The organism is Amycolatopsis suaedae (assembly GCF_004214935.1).
Lineage (GTDB): Bacteria > Actinomycetota > Actinomycetes > Mycobacteriales > Pseudonocardiaceae > Amycolatopsis > Amycolatopsis suaedae.
In genome coordinates, this window is sequence record NZ_SFCC01000015.1 from 198847 (window position 1) to 222059 (window position 23213).

At 69.2% G+C, this 23213-nt stretch carries 22 protein-coding genes and 1 tRNA gene; 19 read left to right on the forward strand and 4 right to left on the reverse strand.

Going from position 1 to position 23213, the window contains the following annotated elements:
- Window positions 1–5: 5 nt before the first annotated feature.
- The 3 genes from EWH70_RS27650 (at window position 6) to EWH70_RS36340 (ending at window position 3607) form a co-directional block, all read left to right on the forward strand.
- The gene (locus tag EWH70_RS27650; protein ID WP_240687260.1) at window positions 6–1670 is read left to right on the forward strand and encodes a hypothetical protein; all 1665 of its coding nucleotides are present in this window, start codon (window positions 6–8) and stop codon (window positions 1668–1670) included.
- Between the two features lie 321 nt (window positions 1671–1991).
- A complete protein-coding gene (locus tag EWH70_RS27655) occupies window positions 1992–2189 on the forward strand; it encodes a helix-turn-helix transcriptional regulator (protein WP_130478448.1) in 198 nt (65 codons plus the stop codon).
- Window positions 2186–3607 (forward strand): tyrosine-type recombinase/integrase, encoded by a 1422-nt coding sequence (locus EWH70_RS36340; RefSeq protein WP_240687261.1) that lies wholly within the window; start codon window positions 2186–2188, stop codon window positions 3605–3607. Before EWH70_RS27655 ends, EWH70_RS36340 begins: the two co-directional genes overlap by 4 nt.
- A 130-nt stretch (window positions 3608–3737) precedes the next feature.
- Here the strand turns inward: EWH70_RS36340 and EWH70_RS27665 are convergent.
- A tRNA-Arg gene (locus tag EWH70_RS27665) sits at window positions 3738–3810 on the reverse strand.
- Window positions 3811–3968: 158 nt separating this feature from the next.
- Between EWH70_RS27665 and EWH70_RS27670 the strand changes: the two genes are divergently transcribed.
- Window positions 3969–4889 (forward strand): cation diffusion facilitator family transporter, encoded by a 921-nt coding sequence (locus EWH70_RS27670; protein WP_130478492.1) that lies wholly within the window; start codon window positions 3969–3971, stop codon window positions 4887–4889.
- A gap of 102 nt (window positions 4890–4991) precedes the next feature.
- Here the strand turns inward: EWH70_RS27670 and EWH70_RS27675 are convergent, their stop codons facing one another.
- Both EWH70_RS27675 and EWH70_RS27680 read right to left on the reverse strand, forming a co-directional pair.
- Window positions 4992–5675, reverse strand: coding sequence for a DUF305 domain-containing protein (locus EWH70_RS27675; RefSeq protein WP_240687267.1), 684 nt, complete (start codon window positions 5673–5675; stop codon window positions 4992–4994).
- A 46-nt stretch (window positions 5676–5721) separates the two neighbouring features.
- On the reverse strand, window positions 5722–6597 hold the full coding sequence (locus tag EWH70_RS27680; protein WP_130478449.1) for a DUF3105 domain-containing protein: 876 nt from the start codon (window positions 6595–6597) through the stop codon (window positions 5722–5724).
- Window positions 6598–6750: 153 nt separating this feature from the next.
- Between EWH70_RS27680 and argS the strand changes: the two genes are divergently transcribed.
- The 6 genes from argS to rho all read left to right on the forward strand — a co-directional run bounded on the left by argS (window position 6751) and on the right by rho (window position 15339).
- Window positions 6751–8406, forward strand: coding sequence for an arginine--tRNA ligase (argS, locus tag EWH70_RS27685; protein WP_130478450.1), 1656 nt, complete (start codon window positions 6751–6753; stop codon window positions 8404–8406).
- Between the two features lie 4 nt (window positions 8407–8410).
- Complete coding sequence (gene lysA, locus EWH70_RS27690) at window positions 8411–9850, forward strand: diaminopimelate decarboxylase (protein WP_130478451.1); 1440 nt, start codon at window positions 8411–8413, stop codon at window positions 9848–9850.
- Window positions 9847–11145: a homoserine dehydrogenase gene (locus tag EWH70_RS27695; RefSeq protein ID WP_130478452.1), complete on the forward strand. Its 1299-nt coding sequence runs from the start codon at window positions 9847–9849 to the stop codon at window positions 11143–11145. The genes lysA and EWH70_RS27695 overlap by 4 nt, the downstream gene beginning before the upstream one ends.
- Before the next feature lie 2 nt (window positions 11146–11147).
- Window positions 11148–12194 (forward strand): threonine synthase, encoded by a 1047-nt coding sequence (gene thrC, locus EWH70_RS27700; protein WP_130478453.1) that lies wholly within the window; start codon window positions 11148–11150, stop codon window positions 12192–12194.
- Window positions 12191–13063 carry a homoserine kinase gene (thrB, locus tag EWH70_RS27705; protein WP_240687262.1) on the forward strand — a complete coding sequence of 291 codons (873 nt, stop codon included), beginning with the start codon at window positions 12191–12193 and terminating at the stop codon, window positions 13061–13063. Before thrC ends, thrB begins: the two co-directional genes overlap by 4 nt.
- A 356-nt stretch (window positions 13064–13419) precedes the next feature.
- Window positions 13420–15339 carry a transcription termination factor Rho gene (gene rho / locus EWH70_RS27710; protein ID WP_130478455.1) on the forward strand — a complete coding sequence of 640 codons (1920 nt, stop codon included), beginning with the start codon at window positions 13420–13422 and terminating at the stop codon, window positions 15337–15339.
- A 77-nt stretch (window positions 15340–15416) separates the two neighbouring features.
- On the opposite strand, the gene EWH70_RS27715 is transcribed toward rho, so the two are convergent.
- A complete protein-coding gene (locus EWH70_RS27715; RefSeq protein WP_130478456.1) occupies window positions 15417–15944 on the reverse strand; it encodes a CHAP domain-containing protein in 528 nt (175 codons plus the stop codon).
- A gap of 213 nt (window positions 15945–16157) precedes the next feature.
- Between EWH70_RS27715 and rpmE the strand changes: the two genes are divergently transcribed.
- From rpmE to EWH70_RS27760, 9 genes are all read left to right on the forward strand, one after another.
- The gene (rpmE, locus tag EWH70_RS27720; RefSeq protein WP_130478457.1) at window positions 16158–16370 is read left to right on the forward strand and encodes a 50S ribosomal protein L31; all 213 of its coding nucleotides are present in this window, start codon (window positions 16158–16160) and stop codon (window positions 16368–16370) included.
- 69 nt (window positions 16371–16439) lie between these two features.
- Window positions 16440–17510 carry a peptide chain release factor 1 gene (gene prfA / locus EWH70_RS27725; RefSeq protein ID WP_130478458.1) on the forward strand — a complete coding sequence of 357 codons (1071 nt, stop codon included), beginning with the start codon at window positions 16440–16442 and terminating at the stop codon, window positions 17508–17510.
- Between the two features lie 117 nt (window positions 17511–17627).
- Complete coding sequence (gene prmC, locus EWH70_RS27730; protein WP_130478459.1) at window positions 17628–18491, forward strand: peptide chain release factor N(5)-glutamine methyltransferase; 864 nt, start codon at window positions 17628–17630, stop codon at window positions 18489–18491.
- A gap of 466 nt (window positions 18492–18957) precedes the next feature.
- Window positions 18958–19593 carry an L-threonylcarbamoyladenylate synthase gene (locus EWH70_RS27735; protein ID WP_130478460.1) on the forward strand — a complete coding sequence of 212 codons (636 nt, stop codon included), beginning with the start codon at window positions 18958–18960 and terminating at the stop codon, window positions 19591–19593.
- Window positions 19594–19726: 133 nt separating this feature from the next.
- Entirely contained in the window at window positions 19727–20878 is a 1152-nt protein-coding gene (locus EWH70_RS27740) for a glycosyltransferase family 4 protein (RefSeq protein WP_130478461.1), read from the forward strand.
- On the forward strand, window positions 20875–21309 hold the full coding sequence (locus tag EWH70_RS27745; RefSeq protein ID WP_130478462.1) for a Cg1360 family ATP-synthase-associated protein: 435 nt from the start codon (window positions 20875–20877) through the stop codon (window positions 21307–21309). Before EWH70_RS27740 ends, EWH70_RS27745 begins: the two co-directional genes overlap by 4 nt.
- Before the next feature lie 218 nt (window positions 21310–21527).
- Window positions 21528–22319 carry a F0F1 ATP synthase subunit A gene (gene atpB / locus EWH70_RS27750; RefSeq protein WP_205669285.1) on the forward strand — a complete coding sequence of 264 codons (792 nt, stop codon included), beginning with the start codon at window positions 21528–21530 and terminating at the stop codon, window positions 22317–22319.
- Window positions 22320–22374: 55 nt separating this feature from the next.
- Complete coding sequence (locus EWH70_RS27755; RefSeq protein WP_130478463.1) at window positions 22375–22629, forward strand: ATP synthase subunit c family protein; 255 nt, start codon at window positions 22375–22377, stop codon at window positions 22627–22629.
- Between the two features lie 30 nt (window positions 22630–22659).
- Complete coding sequence (locus EWH70_RS27760; RefSeq protein WP_130478464.1) at window positions 22660–23211, forward strand: F0F1 ATP synthase subunit B; 552 nt, start codon at window positions 22660–22662, stop codon at window positions 23209–23211.
- Window positions 23212–23213: the final 2 nt, after the last annotated feature.

Genomic DNA, 23213 nt, shown 5'->3' on the forward strand with positions numbered 1-23213 from the left:
AACGTATGGCCACCACGCCTGACAGCGCACCGACCGGACCACGCTCGCTGTGGCCGATCGGTGCCGGGGGCCGCCCGGTTCTGCGGATCGGGGAGGACCCCGACGCGATCCGGGTCCTGACCGCGGCACTCAACGACCGGATCATTCCCGACACCTACGTCTCCGACGGAGCACCGGTGGTCGTGGAGGAGATCTCCGGGGCCGCCGACCCGGCCGCCGGGGATGACGACGTCGCCCTGCCGATCACCGCGTCGGTGCTCAAACCGCCGCTGCTGGCCGGGCTGCTCGCCGACCACACCCAGATCCTGCGCCCGGCCGCGAAAGGAGGAGCCGAGGAGGAAGTCACGCCCGGCGGGCATGTGCTCGGTGCTGTGCTGGCCAAACGGCACTGGCCCGGGCTGCCAGTGCTGCGCCGGATCATTTCCACGCCGGTGCTGCGCCCGGACGGGACGCTGCTGCAGACCCCGGGCTACGACCCGGCGACCGGGTTCTACCTGGCCCGCAACGACGACCTGGCCCCCATTCCCGACCACCCCACGCCGGACGAGGTGGCCGCGGCCCGGGAGTTCCTGCTGGAACGGTTCCTGCGCGACTTCCCGTGGCGTACCGAGGCCGACCGGGCCAACTACCTGGCGTTGCTGGTGACGCCACTGGTGCGGCCGTTCACCCGGGCGTTGTCGCCGTTCGGGATGATCGAGGCGTCCATGCCCGGCTCCGGGAAAACCATCCTCACCGGGTGTGTCGGGCTGCTGGTCGGGCAGACCGTGCAGACCTGGAACGAGTCCGAGGACGAGCTGCGCAAAACCATCACCACCGTGCTCTCTGGTGACGGCGGCGTGGTGGTGTTCGACAACCTCACCGAAGGCTCCGTCGTCAAGTCCGCGGTACTCGCCAGGTTGATGACCGAGCGGACCTGGTCCGACCGCAGGCTGGGCACCAACGCCGCGGCCACGTTCCCCAACGACCGGCTGTGGCTGGCCACCGGGAACAACCTGCACACCGGCGCCGACATGGCCTCCCGCACCGTGTGGGTCCGGCTGGATCCGAACTGCCCGCGCCCCGAGGCCCGGACCGGTTTCACCATCCCGAACCTGGACTCCTGGATCCTCGACCCGAAAAACCGCGCCACCGTGCTGCGCCACGTGCTCATCCTGATCCTGGACTGGACCGCACACGGCGCCCCGCCGGCCAGCACCGTCCCGCAGATGCGCCAGTTCACCGCCTGGGCCCGCGACCTCGGCGGGTTCCTCGAACACCACGGCATCGCTGGGTTCCTGGCCAACGCCGAAGCCAACCGCAGCCTCGATGACGACAACGCCGAATGGCGCTCGTTCCTGCTCACCTGGCACGACGTCTACGGCGACCGGCACATGACCGCCAAGGAACTGGTCGTCAGCGCCGCCGACGCCAGCGCTCCGGGAGCCACCGACGTGTGGGCCGGAACGTTCCCCACCAACGCCGTCGGCCGTCCACTCAGCCCGAAGTCCCTCGGGCATCGGCTGGCAGGGAGGGTGGACCGCTGGCACGGCGACATCGTGCTACGCAGCGTGCACGACGAACACCGAAACGCCCGAACCTACTGGGTGGAGAAAGGAGCCTCCCGTACGCGCGGGCCGGAAACAAACCCGCAAACCCGCAAACCCGCAGATGATCTAGAAAACAGGCCCTGACCAGCACAGATCACAACAAGATCGTTTGCGGGTTTCTCCCCGAGACCCATCCGAGAAACCCGCAAACCCGCCAAATCCGGGAGAGAAACCCGCAAACCCGCAACCAAACCCGCAACCAAAACCCCAGCTCACACGGGGTTTCGCGGGTTTGCGGGTTTGCGGGTTTCTCTCTGCCCCAGGCGCCCCGGGGACCCGAACCCGCGCGATCCCCCTTCTGCCAGCACCTCAGTCAGCCAACTACCCAACGTCACGTTCCTGAGCCCCGGCGCCGTGGCCGGAGGCTGTTCGTCATGCCCGGATTTCGGGCGTTCGGAGGTTCTCATGTCGAGGCAGCGCAGCAAACGCGAACTTCTCACCATCGCCGAGGTGTGCGATGAGCTGGATATCGCACCGTCCACTTTCTACGACTGGCGAGCCAAGAAGTGTGCACCGAGGTGCATCAAGCTTCCCAACGGAGGTGTCAGGGTGGACCGCCTGGACTTGAACACGTGGCTCGAAGAGCGGGAGGTGGCTGCGTGATCAGTTCGTCCTACAAGGTTCGAGTGTGGAAGCTTGAGGCGCGACGAAACACGAAGGGCAAGATCACCAGCTATCGCGTGCTGTGGCAAGTGGAGCAGCAGTCGTTCAAGGAGTCCTTCAAGCTCTATGCGCAGGCGGATGGCTTCCGGTCCGCCCTGTTGACAGCTCAACGCCGCGGCGAGGCGTTCGATTTGGTGTCGGGGCTGCCGCCGTCTATGACCCAGCCGAAGGGGGACATGAGCTGGTACGAACTGACCGCTGCGTATGTCGATATGAAATGGCCAGACGCTGCGGCGACGACACGGCAGACGATCGCGGAATCGTTGATTCGGGTGATGCCCGTCTTCGTGCCCGAGGCGAAGAACTCGCCCGATGCGAGAGACGTGCGTTCTGCCTTGCGGCAATGGGGGTACAACACGGAGTACCGCACTGGTCGCGAGGTACCGCCGGAGGTCCGCAAGGTTTTGGGCTGGCTGGCCAGAAACACGTTGTCGGTCAAGGCAGTTGCGGATCCGAACATCTTGCGAGGGCTGCAGCGCGCCGTCACTCGACGCCTGGATGGCAAGCGTTTCTCGCCGCCAGTCGCACGTAAGACGCGCTCGGTGCTGTTCAACGTGCTCGACTATGCCGTGGAGGAGAAGCTGATCGACGGGAACCCGTTGTCGTCGGTGAAGTGGACGGCGATGCCGAAGGGGAAGCGACGAGTCGACCGCCGCGCCGTGCCCAATCCTGTGCAGGCAAGGACTTTGCTGGCCGGCGTTGGTGCTCTGCCGCGCAGTGGGCCGCGGCTGGAGGCGTTCTTCGGGACGATGTACTACGCCGGGCTGCGCCCCGAGGAGGCTGTCTCCCTGAACAAGCGGAACCTGTCGCTACCTGCGCCGGCCTGGAACGAGGTGTCCGGGGAGTACGAGTACGACTGGGGTGAGTTCCACTTGGACCGAGCGGAGCCGCATGTCGGGCATCGGTGGACCGATAGCGGAAAGCCGCGCGACGAACGGCCACTGAAGTCTCGTGACGAGGGAGAGGAGCGGACAGTTGCCTTCCCGCCCGACCTCACGCGGCTGTTATGGCGGCACATCCGGACGTTCGGCTATGGCCCTGACGGTCGTCTGTTCTGCGCGGAGCAGGGCGGGGAAATCCCGATGATCACGTACACGCGTGCATGGCGCGCGGCACGGAGGGCGGTTCTGACCAAGGAGGTTCAGGCGACACCGTTGGCGAAGCGTCCCTACGACCTGCGGCATGCCGCCGTCAGCACGCAGTTGGCGGCAGGAGTGGACCCAGCTGCAGTGGCGGCGTGGGCGGGGCACTCCGTAGCCGTACTGATGGAGGTGTATGCCGCGTTCCTGGACGGGGGCGAGGCGGTGAACCGGGCTCGGATCGAGAAGATGCTCGGGCACAAGCCACGGGCGACCTAGTTCCCGTGGGAAGGCATTGGGAAGAGCCAGCCGGGCGAAGCCGGATTCCGCCGGAGACAGTCGGAGTGCGGGAGAGGCCACGTTGTCAGGTATGCCCTGGTCAAGCGCGGTTTCTCCCGCACTCAGTGGGCGCCCTTGGCAGGATTCGAACCTGCGACACCTGCCTCCGGAGGGCAGTGCTCTATCCCCTGAGCTACAAGGGCCCGTCTTGCGACTTCGCTAAGCCTAGCGCACGCCTCTGACGCGACTGCAAGGAGGTGTGCCGCATCCTGAGATTGGTTAGCCTCACCTATTTTGCATTCATGCGCATGTCACTATATTGCAGGAGGGTCTCGACGGAGCGAGCATGGGAGGCATGCGGATGGGCCACGGTCACGGCCACGGGCACCTGGCGGCCGCGGACAGCGCGTCGGGTCGACATGTCGGCAGGCTGGCCGTCGCGTTCCTGATCGGCCTGGTGTTCATGGTGGCCGAGCTGGTGGTCGGCTTCGCCACGTCGTCGCTGGCCCTGATCTCCGACGCCGCGCACATGGTCACCGACGTGCTGGGCCTTGGCATCGCCCTCACCGCCATCCTGCTGGCGCGGCGCAGCGGGCCGACGTTCACCCGGACGTTCGGCATGTACCGGGCCGAGGTGCTGGCCGCGCTGGCCAACGCCGTGCTGCTGTTCGGCGTAGCGGGGTACGTGGTGTACGAGGCGATCGGGCGGATCACCGACCCGCCCGAGGTGCCCGGCCTGCCGGTGCTGCTGGTCGCCGCGGGCGGTCTCGCCGCCAACCTGGTGTCGTTCGCGCTGCTGCGGTCCGGCGCCAAGGAGAGCCTCAACGTGCGCGGGGCGTACCTGGAGGTGCTGGCCGACCTCATCGGCTCGGTCGGCGTGCTGATCAGCGGCGCGATCACGCTGCTCACCGGCTGGCGTTACGCCGACCCGATCATCGGTGTGGCGATCGGCCTGTTCGTCCTGCCGCGGACGTACACGCTGGGCCGGCGGGCGCTGCGGATCCTGTTCCAGCATGCCCCGCACGGCGTGGACGTCCGCCGGATCAGCGACGAGCTGGCCGCGTTGCCCGGCGTCGCCGACGTGCACGACCTGCACGTCTGGACCCTGACCTCGGGCATGGAGGTCGCCTCGGCGCATCTCACGATGGAGCCCGGCACGAGCCAGGAGGACCTGCTGGAGCGGGCGCGGAACCTGCTGGCGGGCGACCACGGCATCGAGCACGCCACCCTGCAGCTGGAAGCCCACGAGTCGGCCAAGCGCTGTTCCGAACTCTCCTGGTGACCGGCCTCCGGCTGGCACCGAAGCACGTGAAGGCCACCTTCATTACGTCTCACGTGATGAAGGTGGCCTTCACGTGCCTTGACGCCTCCCGGCTGCGGAAACTCAGGGCGCGGGCAGGGGCTTCGCGCCACGCTCGGCGAGCATCTGGGTCATCAGGTTGGCCTCGGCCGCCTGCGAGACCAGGATGCTCTGCGTCAGCGCCTTCATCGCGTCCAGGCCGAAGTTGTCGTGCGCGTACTGCGCCATCTCCGTGCCGCCCTGGTGGTGCCGCAGCATGAGCTGCAGGAAGTAGACGTCCAGCTCCTTGCCCGACAGCGACCGCATCCTCTGCAGTTCCTGGGTGGTCGCCATGCCGGGCATCGGGGCGTCACCGGCTGGCGCGCCCGTCGCGGGCTGGTGCGCGTGGCCGGTCGGCGACTTCATCCACGTCATGTACTCGCCGACACCCTGCTCGGGCTGGTTCCACAGCATCAGCCAGCCCTTCATCCGCCCCACCTGCTCCAGCTGGGTGCTGGCGATGTCGAACGCGAGCTGGCGCACCGACGGGTCCGTCGAGTGGTCGCGCGCCCAGTTGGCCATCGTGACGGCCTGCAGGTGGTGGACGGACATGTCCTGCGAGAACCCGACCTCCACCGAACCCGCGCCGGGCGTACTCGCCGCGGGTTCGTCCGAGGACATCGACTCGGTGACCAGCATGCCGATCGTGGCACCGACCAGCAGCACGGTGAGCAGCGTGGCACCGATGATCAGCACCCGCGGCCACACCGGCTGCCTGCCGACCACCAGAACGTCGACGTTGTCGTCCTCCGCCGAGACGCGGACCGGTTCCTGGTCAGCCACCGGCAGGCGGTGCCGGGTTCGGCTGCGGGCCACCCGGCGGCACCGGGGCACCGCCCGGAGCGCCGGGCTGAGTCATGCCCGCCTCGGGCGGCGTGGCGCCGGCCGAGCCCTTGTAGTCCATCGGCTTGGCGTCCGGGCCGTACGGCGCCGGGTCGAACGGCGGCGGGTTGTCGACGTCGAACTGGCCGGGGCCGACGTCACAGGTGGCGCCCACCTCGGGGTAGGTGTTGCGGTTCAGCCGCAGCGCGGCGATGAACTGGTCGATCCGCTCGTCGTCGACGCTGTCGACACGCAGCTGGTGGCCCCAGGCCTGCAGCGAGATCGGGGAGTCCAGACCCGGCCACGGCGACATCACCATGTACGGCTTGTTCTGCACCCGCACCCGCAGCTTGTTCAGCGCGTCACCGGACACCTTGTCGGCGTTGTAGGTGATCCAGACCGCGCCGTGCTCCAGCGAGTGGACGAGGTTCTCGGTACGCACCGGGTTCGGGTAGACGACGCCGTTGCAGGCCGCCCACGCGCCGTCGTGCGGACCGCCGAACGGCGGAGTCTTGTCGTAGCGCACCCGCTCGGTGGCCGTGACGTGCACACTGCCGGAGTACTGCTGGGTGACGATGCCCGCGATCTTCAGCGACGGGTCCGGGTTCTGCTGCGACGGTGCCCAGGCGGCCGCGGCCTCCTCACGGTTGGCCTGCTCCCGCTTGTCGGCCGACTGCACGTAGTACCAGCCGAACACACCGCCGGCGAGCGCCAGGATGGCGACGACCGCGATGATCGTTCCCCACGGCGTGCCCTTCTTGGCCACGACGGAGGACTTGCGTGCCGACTTCATGGCGTTCTTCGGCTTCTTCTTGGTCCCGCTTGCCATCGCGCTGTACCGACCTCGTCTCTAGTCGCCCACGGTAGTGAGCCGCTCCCTACGCGGAGTTCTCCAGCCAGTGTAGGGTCAGTGTGTCTGCTCGTCGTCAACAACCGCCCCCGGACGGCGGTCGCCGACCCTGCTCGACCTAGAATTCCGCAGGTGACACCTGCTGCCCTCGCCGACCTGGTCCGTTCCTCCGCCGTCGCGGTCCTGTCCGAACGTGGACTGGACCATTCTGTGCTGCCCGAGACGGTGACGATCGAGCGACCCCGCAACCCCGAGCACGGCGACTATGCCACGAACGTCGCCATGCAGGTAGCGAAGCGAGTAGGTCTCAAGCCCCGCGAGCTGGCCGAGGCGCTGGCCAAGGCACTGAGCGACGCCGACGAGGTCGCGGCCGCCGAGGTCGCCGGCCCCGGGTTCCTCAACCTGCGGCTGGCCGCCGACGCCCAGGGTGCCCAGGTCAGGCAGGCCCTGGAGGCCGGAGCCGCCTACGGCACGGGCGACGCGCTCGCCGGTACGAAGATCAACCTGGAGTTCGTCTCGGCCAACCCCACCGGCCCGCTGCACCTGGGCGCGACCCGCTGGGCCGCGGTCGGCGACGCGCTCGGCCGGGTGCTCTCCGCCCAGGGCGCCGAGGTGACCAGGGAGTACTACTTCAACGACGCCGGCGCCCAGATCGACCGGTTCGTCAACTCGCTGATCGCCGCCGCCAAGGGCGAGCCCGCCCCGGAGGACGGCTACGCGGGCGGCTACATCACCGACATCGCCGCCGAGGTCATCCGCCAGGAGCCCAGCGCGCTGTCCATGCCGGACGACGAGCGCGCCGAGACGTTCCGGCGCATCGGTGTCCAGCTGATGTTCGACGAGATCAAGTCCAGCCTGCACGCCTTCGGCACCGACTTCGACGTCTTCTTCCACGAGGACTCGCTGCACGCCTCCGGCGCCGTCAGGCACGCGGTGGAGCGGCTCAAGGAGCAGGGCAACCTCTACGAGTCCGACGGCGCCTGGTGGATGCGCACCACCGACCAGGGTGACGACAAGGACCGCGTGGTCATCAAGTCCGACGGTGACCCGGCCTACATCGCCGGCGACATCGCCTACCTGATGAACAAGCGCGAGCGCGGGTTCGACCTGTGCATCTACATGCTCGGCGCCGACCACCACGGCTACATCGGCAGGCTCAAGGCCACCGCGGTCGCGCTCGGCGAGGACCCGGCCGTCGTCGAGATCCTCATCGGACAGATGGTGAACCTGGTCAGCGACGGCAAGCCGGTGCGGATGAGCAAGCGCGCCGGCACGGTCATCACCATGGAGGACCTGGTCGACGCCGTCGGCGTGGACGCGGCCCGCTACGAACTCAACCGGTACTCGGTGGACTCCACCATCGACATCGACCTGGACCTGCTGCGCAAGCACTCCAACGAGAACCCGGTCTACTACGTGCAGTACGCCCACGCCCGGCTGGCCTCGCTCCAGCGCAACGCGGCCGAACTCGGCCTGTCCGCCGACACGGACGCCGACCTGAGCCTGCTCACCCACCCGCGCGAGGGCGACCTGATCCGCACGATCGGCGAGTACCCGACCGTGCTGCGCAAGGCCGCCGAGCTGCGGGAGCCGCACCGGGTCGCGCGTTACCTGGAGAGCCTGGCCAGCGCGTACCACAAGTTCTACGACGCGGCCCGCGTCCTGCCGCAGGGCGACGAGGACGCCACCCCGCTGACCTTCGCCAGGCTTGAGCTGTGCAAGGCCGCACAGCAGGTGTTCGCCAACGGCCTCGGCCTGCTCGGCGTCTCGGCGCCGGAACGGATGTGACCGCATGTGCGCACACCCCGCCGGGCCCCGGCACGCCGAGCACTACCCGCACGTCGACACGGCCGGCTACCCGCCGTCCACATCGGCCGAACTGGACCGGCTGTACCCGAAAGTCTGGCCCCGCAACAGCTTCCGCGCGCCGGACGGCGTCGTGCGGATCGCCGGGGTGGACGTGCGGGAGCTGGCCGAGCAGTACGGCACGCCGCTGTTCGTGATCGACGAGGCCGACTTCAAGTCGCGCTGCGCCGAGTACGCCGAGGCGTTCGACGACCCGTCGCTGGTGCACTACGCGTCCAAGGCTTTCCTGTGCACCGAGGTCGCGCGCTGGATCGCCGCACAGGGCCTCAGCCTGGACGTCTGCAGCGGCGGTGAGCTGGCCATCGCGCAGCGCGCCGGCTTCCCCGCCGAGCGGATCACGTTCCACGGCAACAACAAGTCGATCGCCGAGCTGGAGGCCGCCGTCGACGCACGGGTCGGCACCGTCGTCGTCGACTCCTACCACGAGATCGCCAGGCTGGCCGAGGTCGCGGCCGCACGGGACGTGGTGCAGGCGGTACTGGTCCGGGTGACGGTCGGCGTCGAGGCACACACCCACGAGTTCATCGCCACCGCGCACGAGGACCAGAAGTTCGGCTTCTCGCTGGCGGCCGGCGACGCGGCCGAGGCCGTTCGCCGCGTGCTCAACGCGTCGTCGCTGAAGCTGATCGGCCTGCACAGCCACATCGGTTCGCAGATCTTCGACCCGGACGGCTTCGAGGTCGCCGCCCGGCGCGTGATCGGCCTGATCGCCGAGCTGGGCAAGGAACACGGGCCGGAGCTGGTCGAGCAGCTGTCCATTGTGGACCTCGGTGGCGGGTTCGGTATCGCCTACACCGAGCGGGACAACCCGCCGCCGCCCGCGCAGATGGTCACCCAGATCCGCGAGATGGTGCGCAGGGAGTGCTCGTTCGCCGGGCTGCCGGTGCCCAAGATCGCCGGTGAGCCGGGCCGCGCGATCGCCGGTCCGGGCACGGTCACCCTCTACGAGGTCGGCACGATCAAGGACGTGACGCTGGGGGACAACCAGCAGCGCCGCTACGTCAGCGTCGACGGCGGGATGAGCGACAACATCCGCACCGCGCTCTACGACGCGGCCTACGACGTGCGGCTGGTCTCCCGCGCCAGCGACGACGGCCAGCCGGCCGAGGTGACCGCCGTTCGTTCCCGGGTAGTGGGAAAACACTGTGAATCCGGTGACATCGTCGTCCGTGACTGCTGGCTGCCCGACACACTCGTCGCCGGCGACCTGGTGGCCGTCGCCGCCACCGGTGCCTACTGCTACTCGATGGCCAACAACTACAACCGGCTGCCGCGCCCCGCGGTGGTCGCGGTGCGCAACGGCAACTCGCGGTTGCTGCTGCGCCGGGAGACGACCGAAGACATGCTGGGCCTGGAGGTGTCGTGAGCTCGCCGGTGAAGGTCGCACTGCTCGGCTGCGGGACGGTCGGCGGCGAGGTCGCCCGGATACTCACCGAGCAGGCCGGTGAGCTGGCCGCGCGGGCCGGTGCCCCGGTCGAGCTGGTCGGCATCGCCGTGCGACGGCCGGACAAGCACCCTGAGCTGCCGGCCGAGCTGCTCACCGCCGACGCCGCGGCGCTGGTGTCGTCGCCGGACGTCGACGTGGTGGTGGAGCTGATCGGCGGCATCGAGCCGACCAGGGACTGGCTGCTCACCGCGCTGAAGTCCGGCAAGTCGGTGGTGACGGCCAACAAGGCGCTGCTGGCCGAGCACTCGGCCGAGCTGTCCCAGGCTGCTGACGCCTCCGGCGCGGACCTCTACTTCGAGGCCGCGGTCGCCGGTGCCATCCCGCTGCTGCGCCCACTGCGGGAGTCGCTGGCCGGTGACCGGATCACCCGCGTGATGGGAATCGTCAACGGCACCACCAACTTCATTCTGTCCGCAATGGACTCGACGGGCGCCGGTTACGCGGAGGCGCTCGACGAGGCGACCCGGCTGGGCTACGCCGAGGCCGACCCGACGGCCGACGTCGACGGCTACGACGCGGCGTCCAAGGCCGCGATCCTCGCCTCGCTCGCGTTCCACACCAGGGTGACCGCCGCCGACGTGCACCGGGAGGGCATCGGTGGCGTGACCGCGTCCGACATCGCCGCCGCGCGGCTGCTCGGCCGCACGGTGAAGCTGCTGGCCATCTGCGAGCGGGTGACCGCGGAGGACGGCACCGAGTCGGTCTCGGCCAGGGTGCACCCGGTGATGATCCCGCGCGCCCACCAGCTGGCCGGCGTCGGCGGCGCGTTCAACGCCGTCTACGTCGAGGCCGACGCCGCCGGTGAGCTGATGTTCTACGGCCAGGGCGCGGGCGGCGCGCCGACGGCCAGCGCGGTGCTCGGCGACCTGGTCGCCGTGGCTCGCAACCGGGTCGGCGGCGGCCGTGGCCCGAGGGAGTCGGCGCACGCGGCACTGCCGGTGCGGCCGATGGGACAGACCCCGACCCGGTACCACGTCAGCCTGGACGTGGCCGACCGCCCGGGTGTGCTGGCCCAGGTGGCGCAGGTGTTCGCGGCACACGACGTCAGCATCGCCGCCGTGCGGCAGCGGGACCGGCTGTCGACGGCCAGCCTGGTCATCGTCACCCACTCGGCGCCGGACGCCGCCCTGGGGTCCACAGTGGACGAAATCGCCAAGATGGACGTGGTGCGCGAGGTCGTCTCCGTCATGCGCGTCGAAGGAGAGGACTACTGACGATGACCGGCATCATCGCGGCCTACCCGAACCGGATTCAGGTTCCCGAGGGCGCGAAGGTCGTCACCCTCGGCGAGGGGGCCACGCCGCTGCTGCACGCGGAGCACCTGTCCGAGCTGACCGGCTGCACGGTCTACCTGAAGGTCGAGGGCAGCAACCCGACCGGCTCGTTCAAGGACCGCGGTATGACCGTGGCCATCACGCACGCGCTGGCCAGCGGGCTGAAGGCGGTGATCTGCGCGTCGACCGGCAACACGTCCGCGTCGGCGTCCGCCTACGCCGCCAAGGCCGGCCTGACCTGCGCCGTCCTGGTGCCGCAGGGCAAGATCGCGCTCGGCAAGATGGCCCAGGCCGTCGCACACGGCGCGCGGATCCTGCAGGTCGACGGCAACTTCGACGACTGCCTCGAACTGGCCCGCAAGACCGCGATCGACTACCCGGTCACGCTGGTCAACTCGGTCAACCCGATCCGCCTGCTCGGCCAGCGGTCGGCGGCCTGGGAGATCTGCGACGAGCTGGGCAAGGCACCTGACATCCACTGCCTGCCGGTCGGCAACGCGGGCAACATCACCGCCTACTGGGCCGGGTACACGGAGTACGCGCAGGACGGTGTGACCAACGGCACGCCGCGGATGTTCGGCTTCCAGGCCGCCGGTGCCGCGCCGCTGGTGCACGGCGAGCCGGTGGCCACGCCGGAGACGATCGCCACGGCGATCCGGGTGGGCAGCCCGGCGTCCTGGACCGGTGCGGTGAAGGCCAAGGACGCCTCGGACGGGCTGTTCGAGGCCGTCACCGACGAGCGGATCCTCGACGCGTACCGGCTGCTCGCGGCCAGGGAGGGCGTGTTCGTCGAGCCCGCGTCGGCCACCAGCGTGGCCGGGCTGCTGGCCACCGCGGCCGACGGGCGGATCCCGCGTGGTTCGACGGTCGTCTGCACGGTCACCGGGCACGGGCTGAAGGACCCGGCCACGGCGCTGGAGGGCACGGTCGAGGTCGAGCCGCTGGCCGTCGACCCGGGTGCCGTCGCCGCCGCGCTGGAGCTGGTGTGAGGGTCCGGGTACCGGCGTCGACGGCGAACCTCGGGCCCGGGTTCGACACGCTCGGGCTGGCGCTCGGGCTGTACGACGAGGTCGAGGTCCTGGTTACCGGCTCGGGCCTGAAGGTCGAGGTGATCGACGCCGGCGCAGGCCCGATGGACGACGTTCCCACCGACGAGCGGCACCTGGTCGTGCGGGCCCTGCGCCGTGCGGCCGAGCACCTGGGCCTGGACGTCCCGGGCCTGCACCTGCGCTGTCACAACGCGATTCCGCACGCCAGGGGGCTCGGCTCGTCGGCGGCCGCCGTCGTGTCCGGTGTCGCCGCCGCGTACGCGCTGGCCGGGCGGGAGCTGGACGGCGAGGCGTTGCGGCTGGCAGCCGGGTTCGAGGGGCACGCCGACAACGCCGCGGCCAGCCTGTTCGGCGGGTTCGTCATCGCCTGGGCCGACGGTGGGCGGTTCGCCGCGCAGCGGCTCGACCCGCATCCGGCGATCCGTCCCGTTGTGGCGGTTCCCACGATGCGGTCGTCCACGGAGGCGACCAGGGGGCTGCTGCCGGAGACCGTCCCGCATGCCGACGCGGCACACAACGCCGGCCGCGCGGCGCTGGCCGTGCTGGCGCTGACCCAGCGCCCCGACCTGCTGCTGGCCGCCACCGAGGACCGGCTGCACCAGGAGTACCGGGCCCCGGCGTACCCGGCGAGCACCCGGCTGGTGACTGCGCTGCGTAGTCAAGGCGTCGCCGCCGCGGTGTCCGGCGCAGGCCCGACGGTGCTCGCGCTCACCACAGACGGAATACTTCCCGCCGGTATGGACGTTGAGGGTTTTGACGTCACCGAGCTGGCGGTGGACACCGCCGGTGTGCAGGTCGCAAGCGCGTAACACGCCGGGCCCTAAACGGGGGTGGTTGTTGCACCTGCCAACAGGGCGGTCTACCCTCGGGGGCGTTCGATCACCGTGCGCAGTCCGCACCCGGTATCGGTCCCGGGGTTCTCCCGGATCGCATATTCCATCCAGTCTCGGGGCTGGTGCAGAGGGGTTCCCGGTAGGCGCGGAGATCGATTCCGCGTGCATCACTGATGCACGTACTTTCCCGTGCTGGCGGCTCCGCCGCGGTGAGTCGCACGTCTCGGCTGGTGTCCACCGGCATCGGGAGTAGCTAGCCGTCTCGCAATTCGGACGCGGGCGGCAGTCCGCTGATCCACCGTGGAGGCGTGGATCGGTCAGGAAGGACATGTGTGAGCAACACCGATCTTCTGAGCGACGGCACGGATACCAAGCCGGCGAGTCCTGAGACCGCCGAGAACGGTGCCGCCGCACCCAAGCGCCGGCCCGGTGGCCTTTCCGGCATGGTCATCGCTGACCTGCGGGAATTGGCCGTCGAGCTGGGCATCAGCGACACCACCGGCATGCGCAAGGGGGATCTGATCGCCGCGATCCGCGAGCGTCAGGGCAAGTCCAAGCGCCGCCCCGCCGCGAGCGAGACGCTGCCATTGGAGGGCATTGCCGACAAGTCGGACAAGGCTCCCAAGGCGGACGTCCCCGCGGCGAAGCAGGACAAGCCCGCCGAGGAGCCGAAGGCCGCCAAGGCCCCGAAGACCGACGAGGCGCCCGCGCCGGAGAAGGCCGAGCAGCAGGAGCGCAAGCCCGCCGAGGAGACCCAGTCGGTCAACGGCAACCAGCCGCACGGCAACCAGGACGACCAGGGCCAGAGCGGCGACGAGGGCGGCCGCCGGGAGGGCGGGCGGCGTCGCCGCGGCTCCAACCGTGCCGCCGGTGCTCCCGACGGTCAGCAGCAGGGTGACCAGCAGCAGCGTGGTCAGCAGCGCGGCCAGGGCGGCCAGGGCGACCAGCAGCGTGGCCAGGGTGGCCAGCAGAACCAGGGCAAGCAGGGCGGTCGCCAGCAGCAGGACGACGACGGCGAGGACGGCGGTGGCCGTCGTGGCCGCCGGTTCCGCGACCGCAGGCGTCGTGGCGGTCGTGGCGAGGGCAACCCGGACACCGAGGTGCGTGAGGACGACGTCCTGCTCCCGGTAGCCGGCATCCTCGACGTGCTGGACAACTACGCGTTCGTCCGCACGTCGGGTTACCTGGCCGGGCCGAACGACGTGTACGTCTCGCTGTCGCTGGTCCGCAAGTACGGCCTGCGCAGGGGCGACGCGATCACCGGTGTGGTGCGGCAGCCGCGGGAGGGCGAGCAGCAGCGGCAGAAGTTCAACCCGCTGGTGCGCGTCGACTCGATCAACGGCCAGGAGCCGGAGGCGGCCAAGAGCCGTCCCGACTTCACCAAGCTGACCCCGCTGTACCCGAACGAGCGGCTCCGGCTGGAGACCGAGTCGCACAAGCTGACCACCCGCGTCATCGACCTGGTGATGCCGGTCGGCAAGGGGCAGCGTGCGCTGATCGTGTCCCCGCCCAAGGCGGGCAAGACGACGATCATGCAGGACATCGCCAACGCGATCACCACGAACAACCCCGAGTGCCACCTGATGGTCGTCCTCGTCGACGAGCGTCCGGAAGAGGTCACCGACATGCAGCGGTCGGTGAAGGGTGAGGTCATCGCCTCGACCTTCGACCGTCCGCCGTCGGACCACACCTCGGTGGCCGAGCTGTCCATCGAGCGCGCGAAGCGCCTGGTGGAGATGGGCCTGGACGTCGTGGTGCTGCTGGACTCGATCACGCGTCTCGGCCGGGCCTACAACCTGGCCGCGCCGGCGTCGGGCCGCATCCTGTCCGGTGGTGTCGACTCGACCGCGCTGTTCCCGCCGAAGCGGTTCCTCGGCGCGGCACGCAACATCGAGAACGGCGGCTCGCTGACCATCTTCGCCACGGCGATGGTGGAGACCGGGTCCACCGGTGACACGGTGATCTTCGAGGAGTTCAAGGGCACCGGCAACGCCGAGCTCAAGCTGGACCGCAAGATCGCCGAGCGCAGGGTGTTCCCGGCCGTCGACATCAACCCGTCCGGCACCCGCAAGGAGGAGCTGCTGCTCTCGCCGGACGAGCTCGCGGTGACGCTGAAGCTGCACCGGGTGCTGCACGCGCTGGACTCCCAGCAGGCCATCGACCTGCTGCTGTCCCGCCTGCGGAAGACGAAGACGAACATCGAGTTCCTGATGCAGGTCTCGAAGACGGCGCTCGGTCCCGACGAGGACTAGCGCCCGAAGCGCATGAAGGCCACCTTCCTACCGCGAGACGGTATGAAGGTGGCCTTCATGTCTTTGGGGGGCAGATATCACCGGCGGGGGACGGCGGCCGGGGTCCAACCGCGGTAGTTGCGGAAGTAGTTCACGCTGGAGGCGTGGCCGATCTTGCCGCCGATGCTGGTGGCGTAAATGCCGCCGTTGCCGTCGGCGATCCCGACGTGGCCCCACTTGCTGATGTTCCAGTAGACGAACGCGCCCTTGGGTGGCCTGCTGCCGTTGGTGTGCTTCGGGCTCGCGCCGAACCAGTGGGCGTTGGCCGACGCCCAGACGCCGGTGACGCCGTAGGCGTTCTCCACCGCTTTCTCGCACAGCCCCTGATAGGCAGTACTGCCCATCCGGTTGCGGAACCACTGGACGGCACCGGCCGGCGTGCCGTCGCCTGCCCCGAGCGCTTCCAGTTCGCTGTCCGGGACGGTGGTGAACACGCCTGCCGACGGGTCGATGTCGGCCGCCGTGATGCCCTCGGTGCTCGCCGCGGCGGGTGCCGTGACCAGGGTGGTCGCCGCGAGCGCGACGGCCGCCGCCAGGGTAAGGAGCCGCCCTGCCTTGATGTGCATGGTTTGACCTACCTCCATCCGAGCCGGAAAAGTGATGACGAACACGGTCCCGTACGCCCGTACAAATCGCGTACATCCGGACGGAATAGGCATGGGCCGGGGTGCGTTGAGTCCTCTGCCAGCACGTCTGGCAGAATCATCCGCTGACGTCCGGCACCGGTTCACCTCGGCTGATCCATTGACGGGGACCCGGCGCCACCTAGAGAGGACCCCATGAAGAGCGGCATTCACCCCGAGTACCAGGTCACCAACGTGACCTGTGGCTGCGGCAACACCTTCACCACCCGCAGCACCAAGAGCTCCGGCGAGATCCACGTCGAGATCTGCTCCAACTGCCACCCGTTCTACACGGGCAAGCAGAAGATCCTCGACACCGGTGGCCGGGTGGCCAGGTTCGAGAAGCGTTACGGCAAGCGCGCCAAGTAGCTTCCTTGACGGCGCCTACCCGCGACTGCCGGGTAGGCGCCGTTTTTTCGTCCGCACACGGGAGAGGTCATGGATTCGAGTTCACTGCGCGGTCTGCTCGACGAGCACGCCGATCTGGAGCGCCGGCTCGCCGACCCTGCCGTGCACGCCGACCAGGCACAGGCCCGCAAGCTGGGGCGCCGCTATGCCGAGCTGACCCCGGTCGTCCGCGCCATCGGCGAGCTGGAGGCGGCCCGCTCCGACCTGGAGGCCGCCCGTGAGCTGGCCGGCGAGGACCCCGCGTTCGAGGCCGAGGCGGCGGAGCTGGCCGAGCGCGTCCCCGAGCTGGAGCAGCGGCTCACCGAGCTGCTGCTGCCCCGTGACCCCTACGACGGGTCCGACGTGGTCATGGAGATCAAGTCGGGGGAGGGCGGCGAGGAGTCCGCGTTGTTCGCGGGCGACCTGCTGCGGATGTACCTGCGCTACGCCGAGCGGCACGGGTGGCAGGTCGAGGTGCTGGACCAGGTCGACTCGGACCTGGGCGGGTACAAGGACGCCACCGTGTCGATCAAGAGCAGGAAGGCCGAGGCGGACGGCGTCTGGTCGCGGCTGAAGTTCGAGGGCGGCGTGCACCGGGTGCAGCGCGTGCCCGCCACCGAGTCGCAGGGCCGTATCCACACGTCGGCGGCCGGGGTGCTGATCTACCCGGAGCCGGAAGAGGTCGAGATCGAGATCGACCCGAACGACCTGCGCATCGACGTGTTCCGCTCGTCCGGTCCCGGCGGGCAGAGCGTGAACACCACCGACTCCGCCGTGCGGATCACCCACGTGCCGACCGGCATCGTGGTGTCCTGCCAGAACGAGAAGTCGCAGATCCAGAACCGCGCGCGGGCCCTGCAGGTGCTGCAGGCCCGGCTGCAGGCGATCGCCGAGGAGGAGGCGGCCAGCAAGGCGGCCGACGCCCGGCGTTCCCAGGTGCGCACGGTCGACCGCTCCGAGCGGGTGCGGACCTACAACTTCCCGGAGAACCGGATTTCCGACCACCGGGTGAACTACAAGGCGTACAACCTGGACCAGGTGCTCGACGGCGAGCTCGACGGCGTGCTGGACGCCCTGGTCGCCGCCGACCGCGCCGAGCGCCTGGCCGAGCACGCGGGCTGACCGCGAGTCCACCGTTCCCGCCCCGCGAGTTGACCATTCGGGCACCGGTCGACACGCTGCGCCGGACCCGCGGTGCGCTCGCCGGGTTCCCGCTCCGGGTGTGCCAATCTTGAGGGTGTGAACCGTCAACCGCTGCGCCTGGCGATCCTGGAGGCCACCCGGATTCTCGAGCGAGCCGGCGTGGCTTCGCCAAGGACCGACGCCGAGCTGATCGCCGCCCACGTACTCGGCGTGGAGCGGGGGCGGCTACCGCTGGTCCCGCTGGTCGACCCGACGGTGATCGACGCCATCGGCCAGTTCGTCACCCAGCGGGCCAAGCGCGTGCCGTTGCAGCACCTCATCGGCTGGGCGGCGATGGGTGACATCACCGTCGACGTCGGCGCCGGGGTCTTCGTGCCGCGCCCGGAGACGGAGCTGCTGCTGGAGTGGGGCCTGAAGCTGATCGACGGCAGGAAGTTCCCCGTCGTGGTCGACCTGTGCACCGGCTCGGGCGTCCTGGCGCTGGCCGTCGCGCACGCCCGGCCGGACGCCGTCGTGTACGCGGTCGACATCGACTCGAACGCGCTGGCCTGGGCCCGGCACAACGCCGAGGCGCGGATCGCGGCGGGCGACACCGCCATCCGCCTCTACTCCGGCGACATCGCCGACGGCTCGATGTTCGCCGAGCTGGACGGCCTGGTCGACCTGGTCCTGTGCAACCCGCCCTACGTTCCGGAGGGCACCCCGGTCCCGCCGGAGGTCTCCGACCACGACCCGGCGCACGCCGTGTTCGCGCCCGAGGGCGGCCTGGCCGTCATCCGGTACGCGATCGACGCGGCCGCCCGGCTGCTGCGGCGCGGCGGCGGGCTGGCCATCGAGCACGACGACACGCACGGCACGGCGGTGCCCGAGCTGGTGCGGGCCAGGCGGGTGCTCACCGACGTGCAGGACCACCCCGACCTGACCGGGCGCCCCCGTTTCGTGACCGCCCTGCGCGGCTGACCCGGCGGCACGTGAAGGCCACCTTCATTACGTCTCACGTCAGGGCCCCGGCAAAGGGTGTGACTGGTGGGGCTGGTGTGGTGACCTCGATGCCGTGAAGGGGGCCTTCACGGCGTCTGATGCCGTGAGTGCCCCCTTCACGGCATGCTTGCCACGGAAACGTGGGCGGGTAGCCCGTTGTCCGGTGTGAAGGCCGAGTTTGTGTCGTCTCATGTGATGAAGGTGGCCTTCACGAACTCCCGCCCCGGCGTCGCGGCCTCAGCAGTCACATCCGGCCCAGCAGACGCAGCCGTCACCACGAAAGAGACCCAGCAAAGTTCCCCAATGTGGCATTGGGGAACTTGAACTCCCCCAATGCCACATTGGGGGCACACAGCACCCGGACTTTGCCGGGGACCCTGACGTAAGACGTGGTGAAGGTGGCCTTCACGAGCCTCGGAAGGCGGCCGGGGATAGGCTCCCGGGCATGAGCGCGGTGTACGACTGCAGTGACCCCGACGCCAGGGCCGACGGGCTGGCCGCCGCCGCGGGCGCGGTCCGGTCGAGCAGGCTCGTGGTGCTGCCGACCGACACGGTGTACGGCATCGGCGCGGACGCCTTCGACTCCGGCGCCGTCCGGTCGCTGCTGCACGCCAAGAACCGCGGGCCGGACATGCCGGTCGGCGTCCTCGTCGGGTCCTGGTCCACAGTGGACGGCCTGGTTCTCGGCGTGCCCCCGCAGGCGCGGGCACTGATGGAGGCGTTCTGGCCCGGCGACCTCTCGCTGGTGCTGCCGCACGCACCCAGCCTGCAGTGGGACCTCGGCACCACCCGCGGCACGGTCATGCTGCGGATGCCGCTGCACCCGGTCGCGCTGGAACTGTTGCGTGAGGTCGGCCCGATGGCGGTGTCCAGCGCGAACGTCTCGGGCAGGCCACCGGCCGCCACCGCCCAGGAGGCGGTCGACCAGCTCGGCGACTCCGTGTCGGTGTACCTCGACGGCGGGCCCACCGGCGACCCGGTGCCGTCCACGATCGTGGACCTCACCGGCGACGAGCCCGCCCTGCTGCGTGAAGGCGCCGTGAGCGCCGACGAGGTAGCCGAAGTTCTAGGAACGCGCTGAACGACCCCACCCTGCTGCTCACCGCTCGCGACGGGCGGGATCGTTCAGCACGCTCCTAGGCGTCCCACTGAGTCAGCCATCCTGATCGGGCGCTAACGTTTCCGGGTGACCCACCCCGCGAAGGCGTAAGGCCATGGACAACGTTCTGCCGATCCGCGAGTACCTCCTCGTCGGCCTGATCTCGGCCACCCTGACGTTCCTGCTGACCGGCCTGATCCGCCGGGGAGCGATCCGGGCCGGCGCCGTCGCCACGCCGCGCGCGCGGGATGTTCACGTCATCCCGATTCCGCGGGCAGGTGGAATCGGCATCTACCTCGGCGTCGTCGCCGGAATGGGCCTGGCCCACCAGCTTCCGGTGCTGCGCCGTGCCTTCGAGTACTCGTTCGATCCGGTCGGCGTGCTGGTCGCGGGTGGCGTGATCGTGTTGATCGGCGCGCTGGACGACCGGTTCGAGCTGGACGCCTGGACCAAGCTCGCCGGCCAGGTCATGTGCGCTGGCATCCTGGTGCTCTACGGCGTGCAGTGGACGACGTTCTGGGTTCCGTGGGGCGGCAACGGCGAGTCGATCGGCTCGCTGATGGTGCTCGACCGAAACCAGGGCGCCATCCTCACCGTGCTGCTGGTCGTCGTGATGATCAACGCGATGAACTTCGTCGACGGCCTGGACGGGCTCGCCGGCGGGCTCGGCTTCATCGCGGCGACGGCCACCTGTGTGTTCTCCCTCGGCGTGCTGTGGACGGCAGGCGGTTACGTCGGCGCCTACCCGCCCGCGCTCATCGCGGCGACGCTCGCGGGCGGCTGTCTCGGGTTCCTGCCGCACAATTTCCAGCCCGCGAAGATATTCATGGGCGACTCCGGCTCGATGCTGATCGGGCTCATGCTCGCCTCCGCCAGCATCTCGGCCTCCGGCCGCATCCCGTACAACGCCTGGCGCGCCACCGACGTGGTCGGCATGCTCTCGCCGCTGCTCGTCGTGGCGGCCGTGCTGTTCCTGCCGGTGCTGGACCTGCTGATGGCAGTCATCCGCCGCACCCGGCGCGGGGAGAGCCCGTTCGCCGCCGACAAGATGCACCTGCACCACCGCCTGCTGGAGATCGGGCACTCGCACCGCCGGGCCGTCCTGCTCATCTACCTGTGGGCCGGACTGCTCGCGTTCGGCGCGGTCGCCGTGACGCTGTTCGACGTCGCCGTTGTGCTCTGGATCACCGGCGTGGGGCTGCTGCTCGCGGTCATGGTCTCGCTGGTGCCTAGACTCAGGTCAAGGAACCACCAGGGAGCGCCATGACGGACAAGCACGAGAACCCGCACGCCGAGTCGGTGTTGAAGCTGGCCGCGGCCATGCAGCGGTACACGCTGATCGTCGGGCCGGCCACCGTCGTCGTGGCCGCCGTCGTCGCCACGATCTGGGTCGGGACCCCCGGGCTGCTGGGTGCGCTCGTCGGTGGCGTGGTCGCGCTGGCGTCCGCGCTGGCCACCATCTTCATGATGCGCAGGTCCGCCGACATGCCTGTCCATTTCGTCATGGTTGTCGCACTCGGTGGTTACGCCCTCAAGATCCTTGTCCTCTTCGGGGTGATGGCCGCCCTGCGTGGTGTGGACGTCTTCCACACCTACTCGCTGGGGATCACGATGCTCGCCACGATCCTGCTCACGGCCGCCGGAGAGATCGTCGCGTTCCGCAAGACCAAGATCCCGACGATCATCCCCACCAGCTGAGAAGGCCCCTTTACCCGCCCTTAGGAGTACGCCCGTACGGCGTCTGTTTCGTGGCTGATAAGGTCCGCGTCAAAGGAGGCGGTGCGGCCGTCCCCGGGTCCCCCTGCGCACAGCGGAGCCGCCTCCGGGTGCCCGAAACGTATCGGGTACGTTACGTCCAGATCGTGACGATTCCCCCGGCGGAGTGAACGCCGGCCGGGAGAACCGGAAGGAGCCCAGTGGGCGCGCTGGTACTGGCCGAGGGTGGCGAGTTTGTCCCCCCGGGCGCGAAGGACTTCGACCTCGGCCCCATCTTCGGTGAGGGCACATTCCTCACCAAGCCGATGCTGTTGGCATTCCTGTCGACGATCATCGTCGCTTCGTTCTTCCTGATCGCGTCGCGGCGGCTGAGCATCGTTCCCAGCAAGTTCCAGTTCGTCATGGAGTCGGTCTACGACTTCGGGCGCAACAACATCGCCAGGGACCAGATCGGCTCCAAGGATTTCCGGCCTTATGTTCCGCTGATCCTGGCCCTGTTCACCTTCGTGCTGGTGAATAACCTGTTCGGGTTCATCCCGTTCATCCAGTTCCCGACGATGTCGCACATCGGCTTCCCGCTCGCGCTCTCGGTGCTGATCGTCTACCCGCTGTACTGGGTGGTCGGCGTCAAGCGCTTCGGTTTCGCGGGGTTCGTGAAGAACCAGGTGGTGCCCCCGGGCGCGCCGGGCTTCGTGCTCCCGCTGCTGGTGCCCATCGAGATCTTCGTGAAGTTCTTCATGAATCCGGCGACGCTCGCACTGCGTGTTTTCGCCGCGATGTTCTCCGGGCACCTGCTGCTGATGGTGTTCACCCTGGGCGGTGAGTACCTGCTTATCGAGGCCGGCGGCGCGTTCAAGCCGCTGTCGGTGTTCGGCTTCGCCATGGCGCTGGCGGTTTCGTTCCTGGAGGCACTGATCCAGGTTCTGCAGGCGTACATCTTCGCGCTGCTGGCAGCCAACTACATCGGCATGGCGCTGTCCGCCGACCACTAAGAGAGAAAGCCCCCGATCCGCGCCAATCGCGGACCGAGTGAAAGGGAAACAGCAAGTGAGCAACATGGTTCTCGCGCAGGCCGCTGAGGCAGCCGTCGACATCAACCCCGGTCTCGCCGCCATCGGTTACGGCCTGGGTGCGATCGGCCCGGGTATCGGCGTGGGTCTGATCTTCTCGGCGGTCATCAACGGCACCGCGCGCCAGCCGGAGTCGTCGGGCAAGCTGCTCGGCCTCGCCTGGCAGACCTTCGCCATCGTCGAGGTGCTCGCCCTCATCGGCATCGTCATGTACTTCCTGGCCGGGGCCTGATATTCGCCTCTCGTCGCGTAGGGAGACGCTGTGCTGAACACTCAACTGGTGCTGGCGGCCGAAGGGCCGAACCCGATCATCCCGCACCCGTCGGAGATCATTCTCGGCCTGATCGCCTTCCTCATCCTGTTCTGGCTGCTGCGTAAGTACGCGGTGCCGCGCTTCGAGGCGCTCTACAAGGAGCGCACCGAGAAGATCGAGGGTGGGATCGAGAAGGCCGAGAAGGCTCAGGCCGAGGCCGAGGCGGCGCTGGAGCAGTACAAGGCGCAGCTGGCCGAAGCCCGTGCCGAGGCCGCCAAGATCCGGGATGACGCCCGGCTCGAGGCCGAGCAGATCAAGGCCGAGCTGCGTGAGGAGGCCGTCGCCGAGCAGCGCCGCATCGTGGCGCAGGGCGAGGCCCAGCTGCAGGCGCAGAAGGCCCAGATCGTCGCGGAGCTGCGGGCCGAGCTCGGCCGCAACTCGGTCGAGCTGGCCAGTCGGATCATCGGTGAGTCGCTGGAGGACGAGGCCCGCCGTCGCGGGACCGTCGACCGGTTCCTCGCCGAGCTCGATGCCAATGGTGTGGCCGGAGCCAGGAAGTAGAC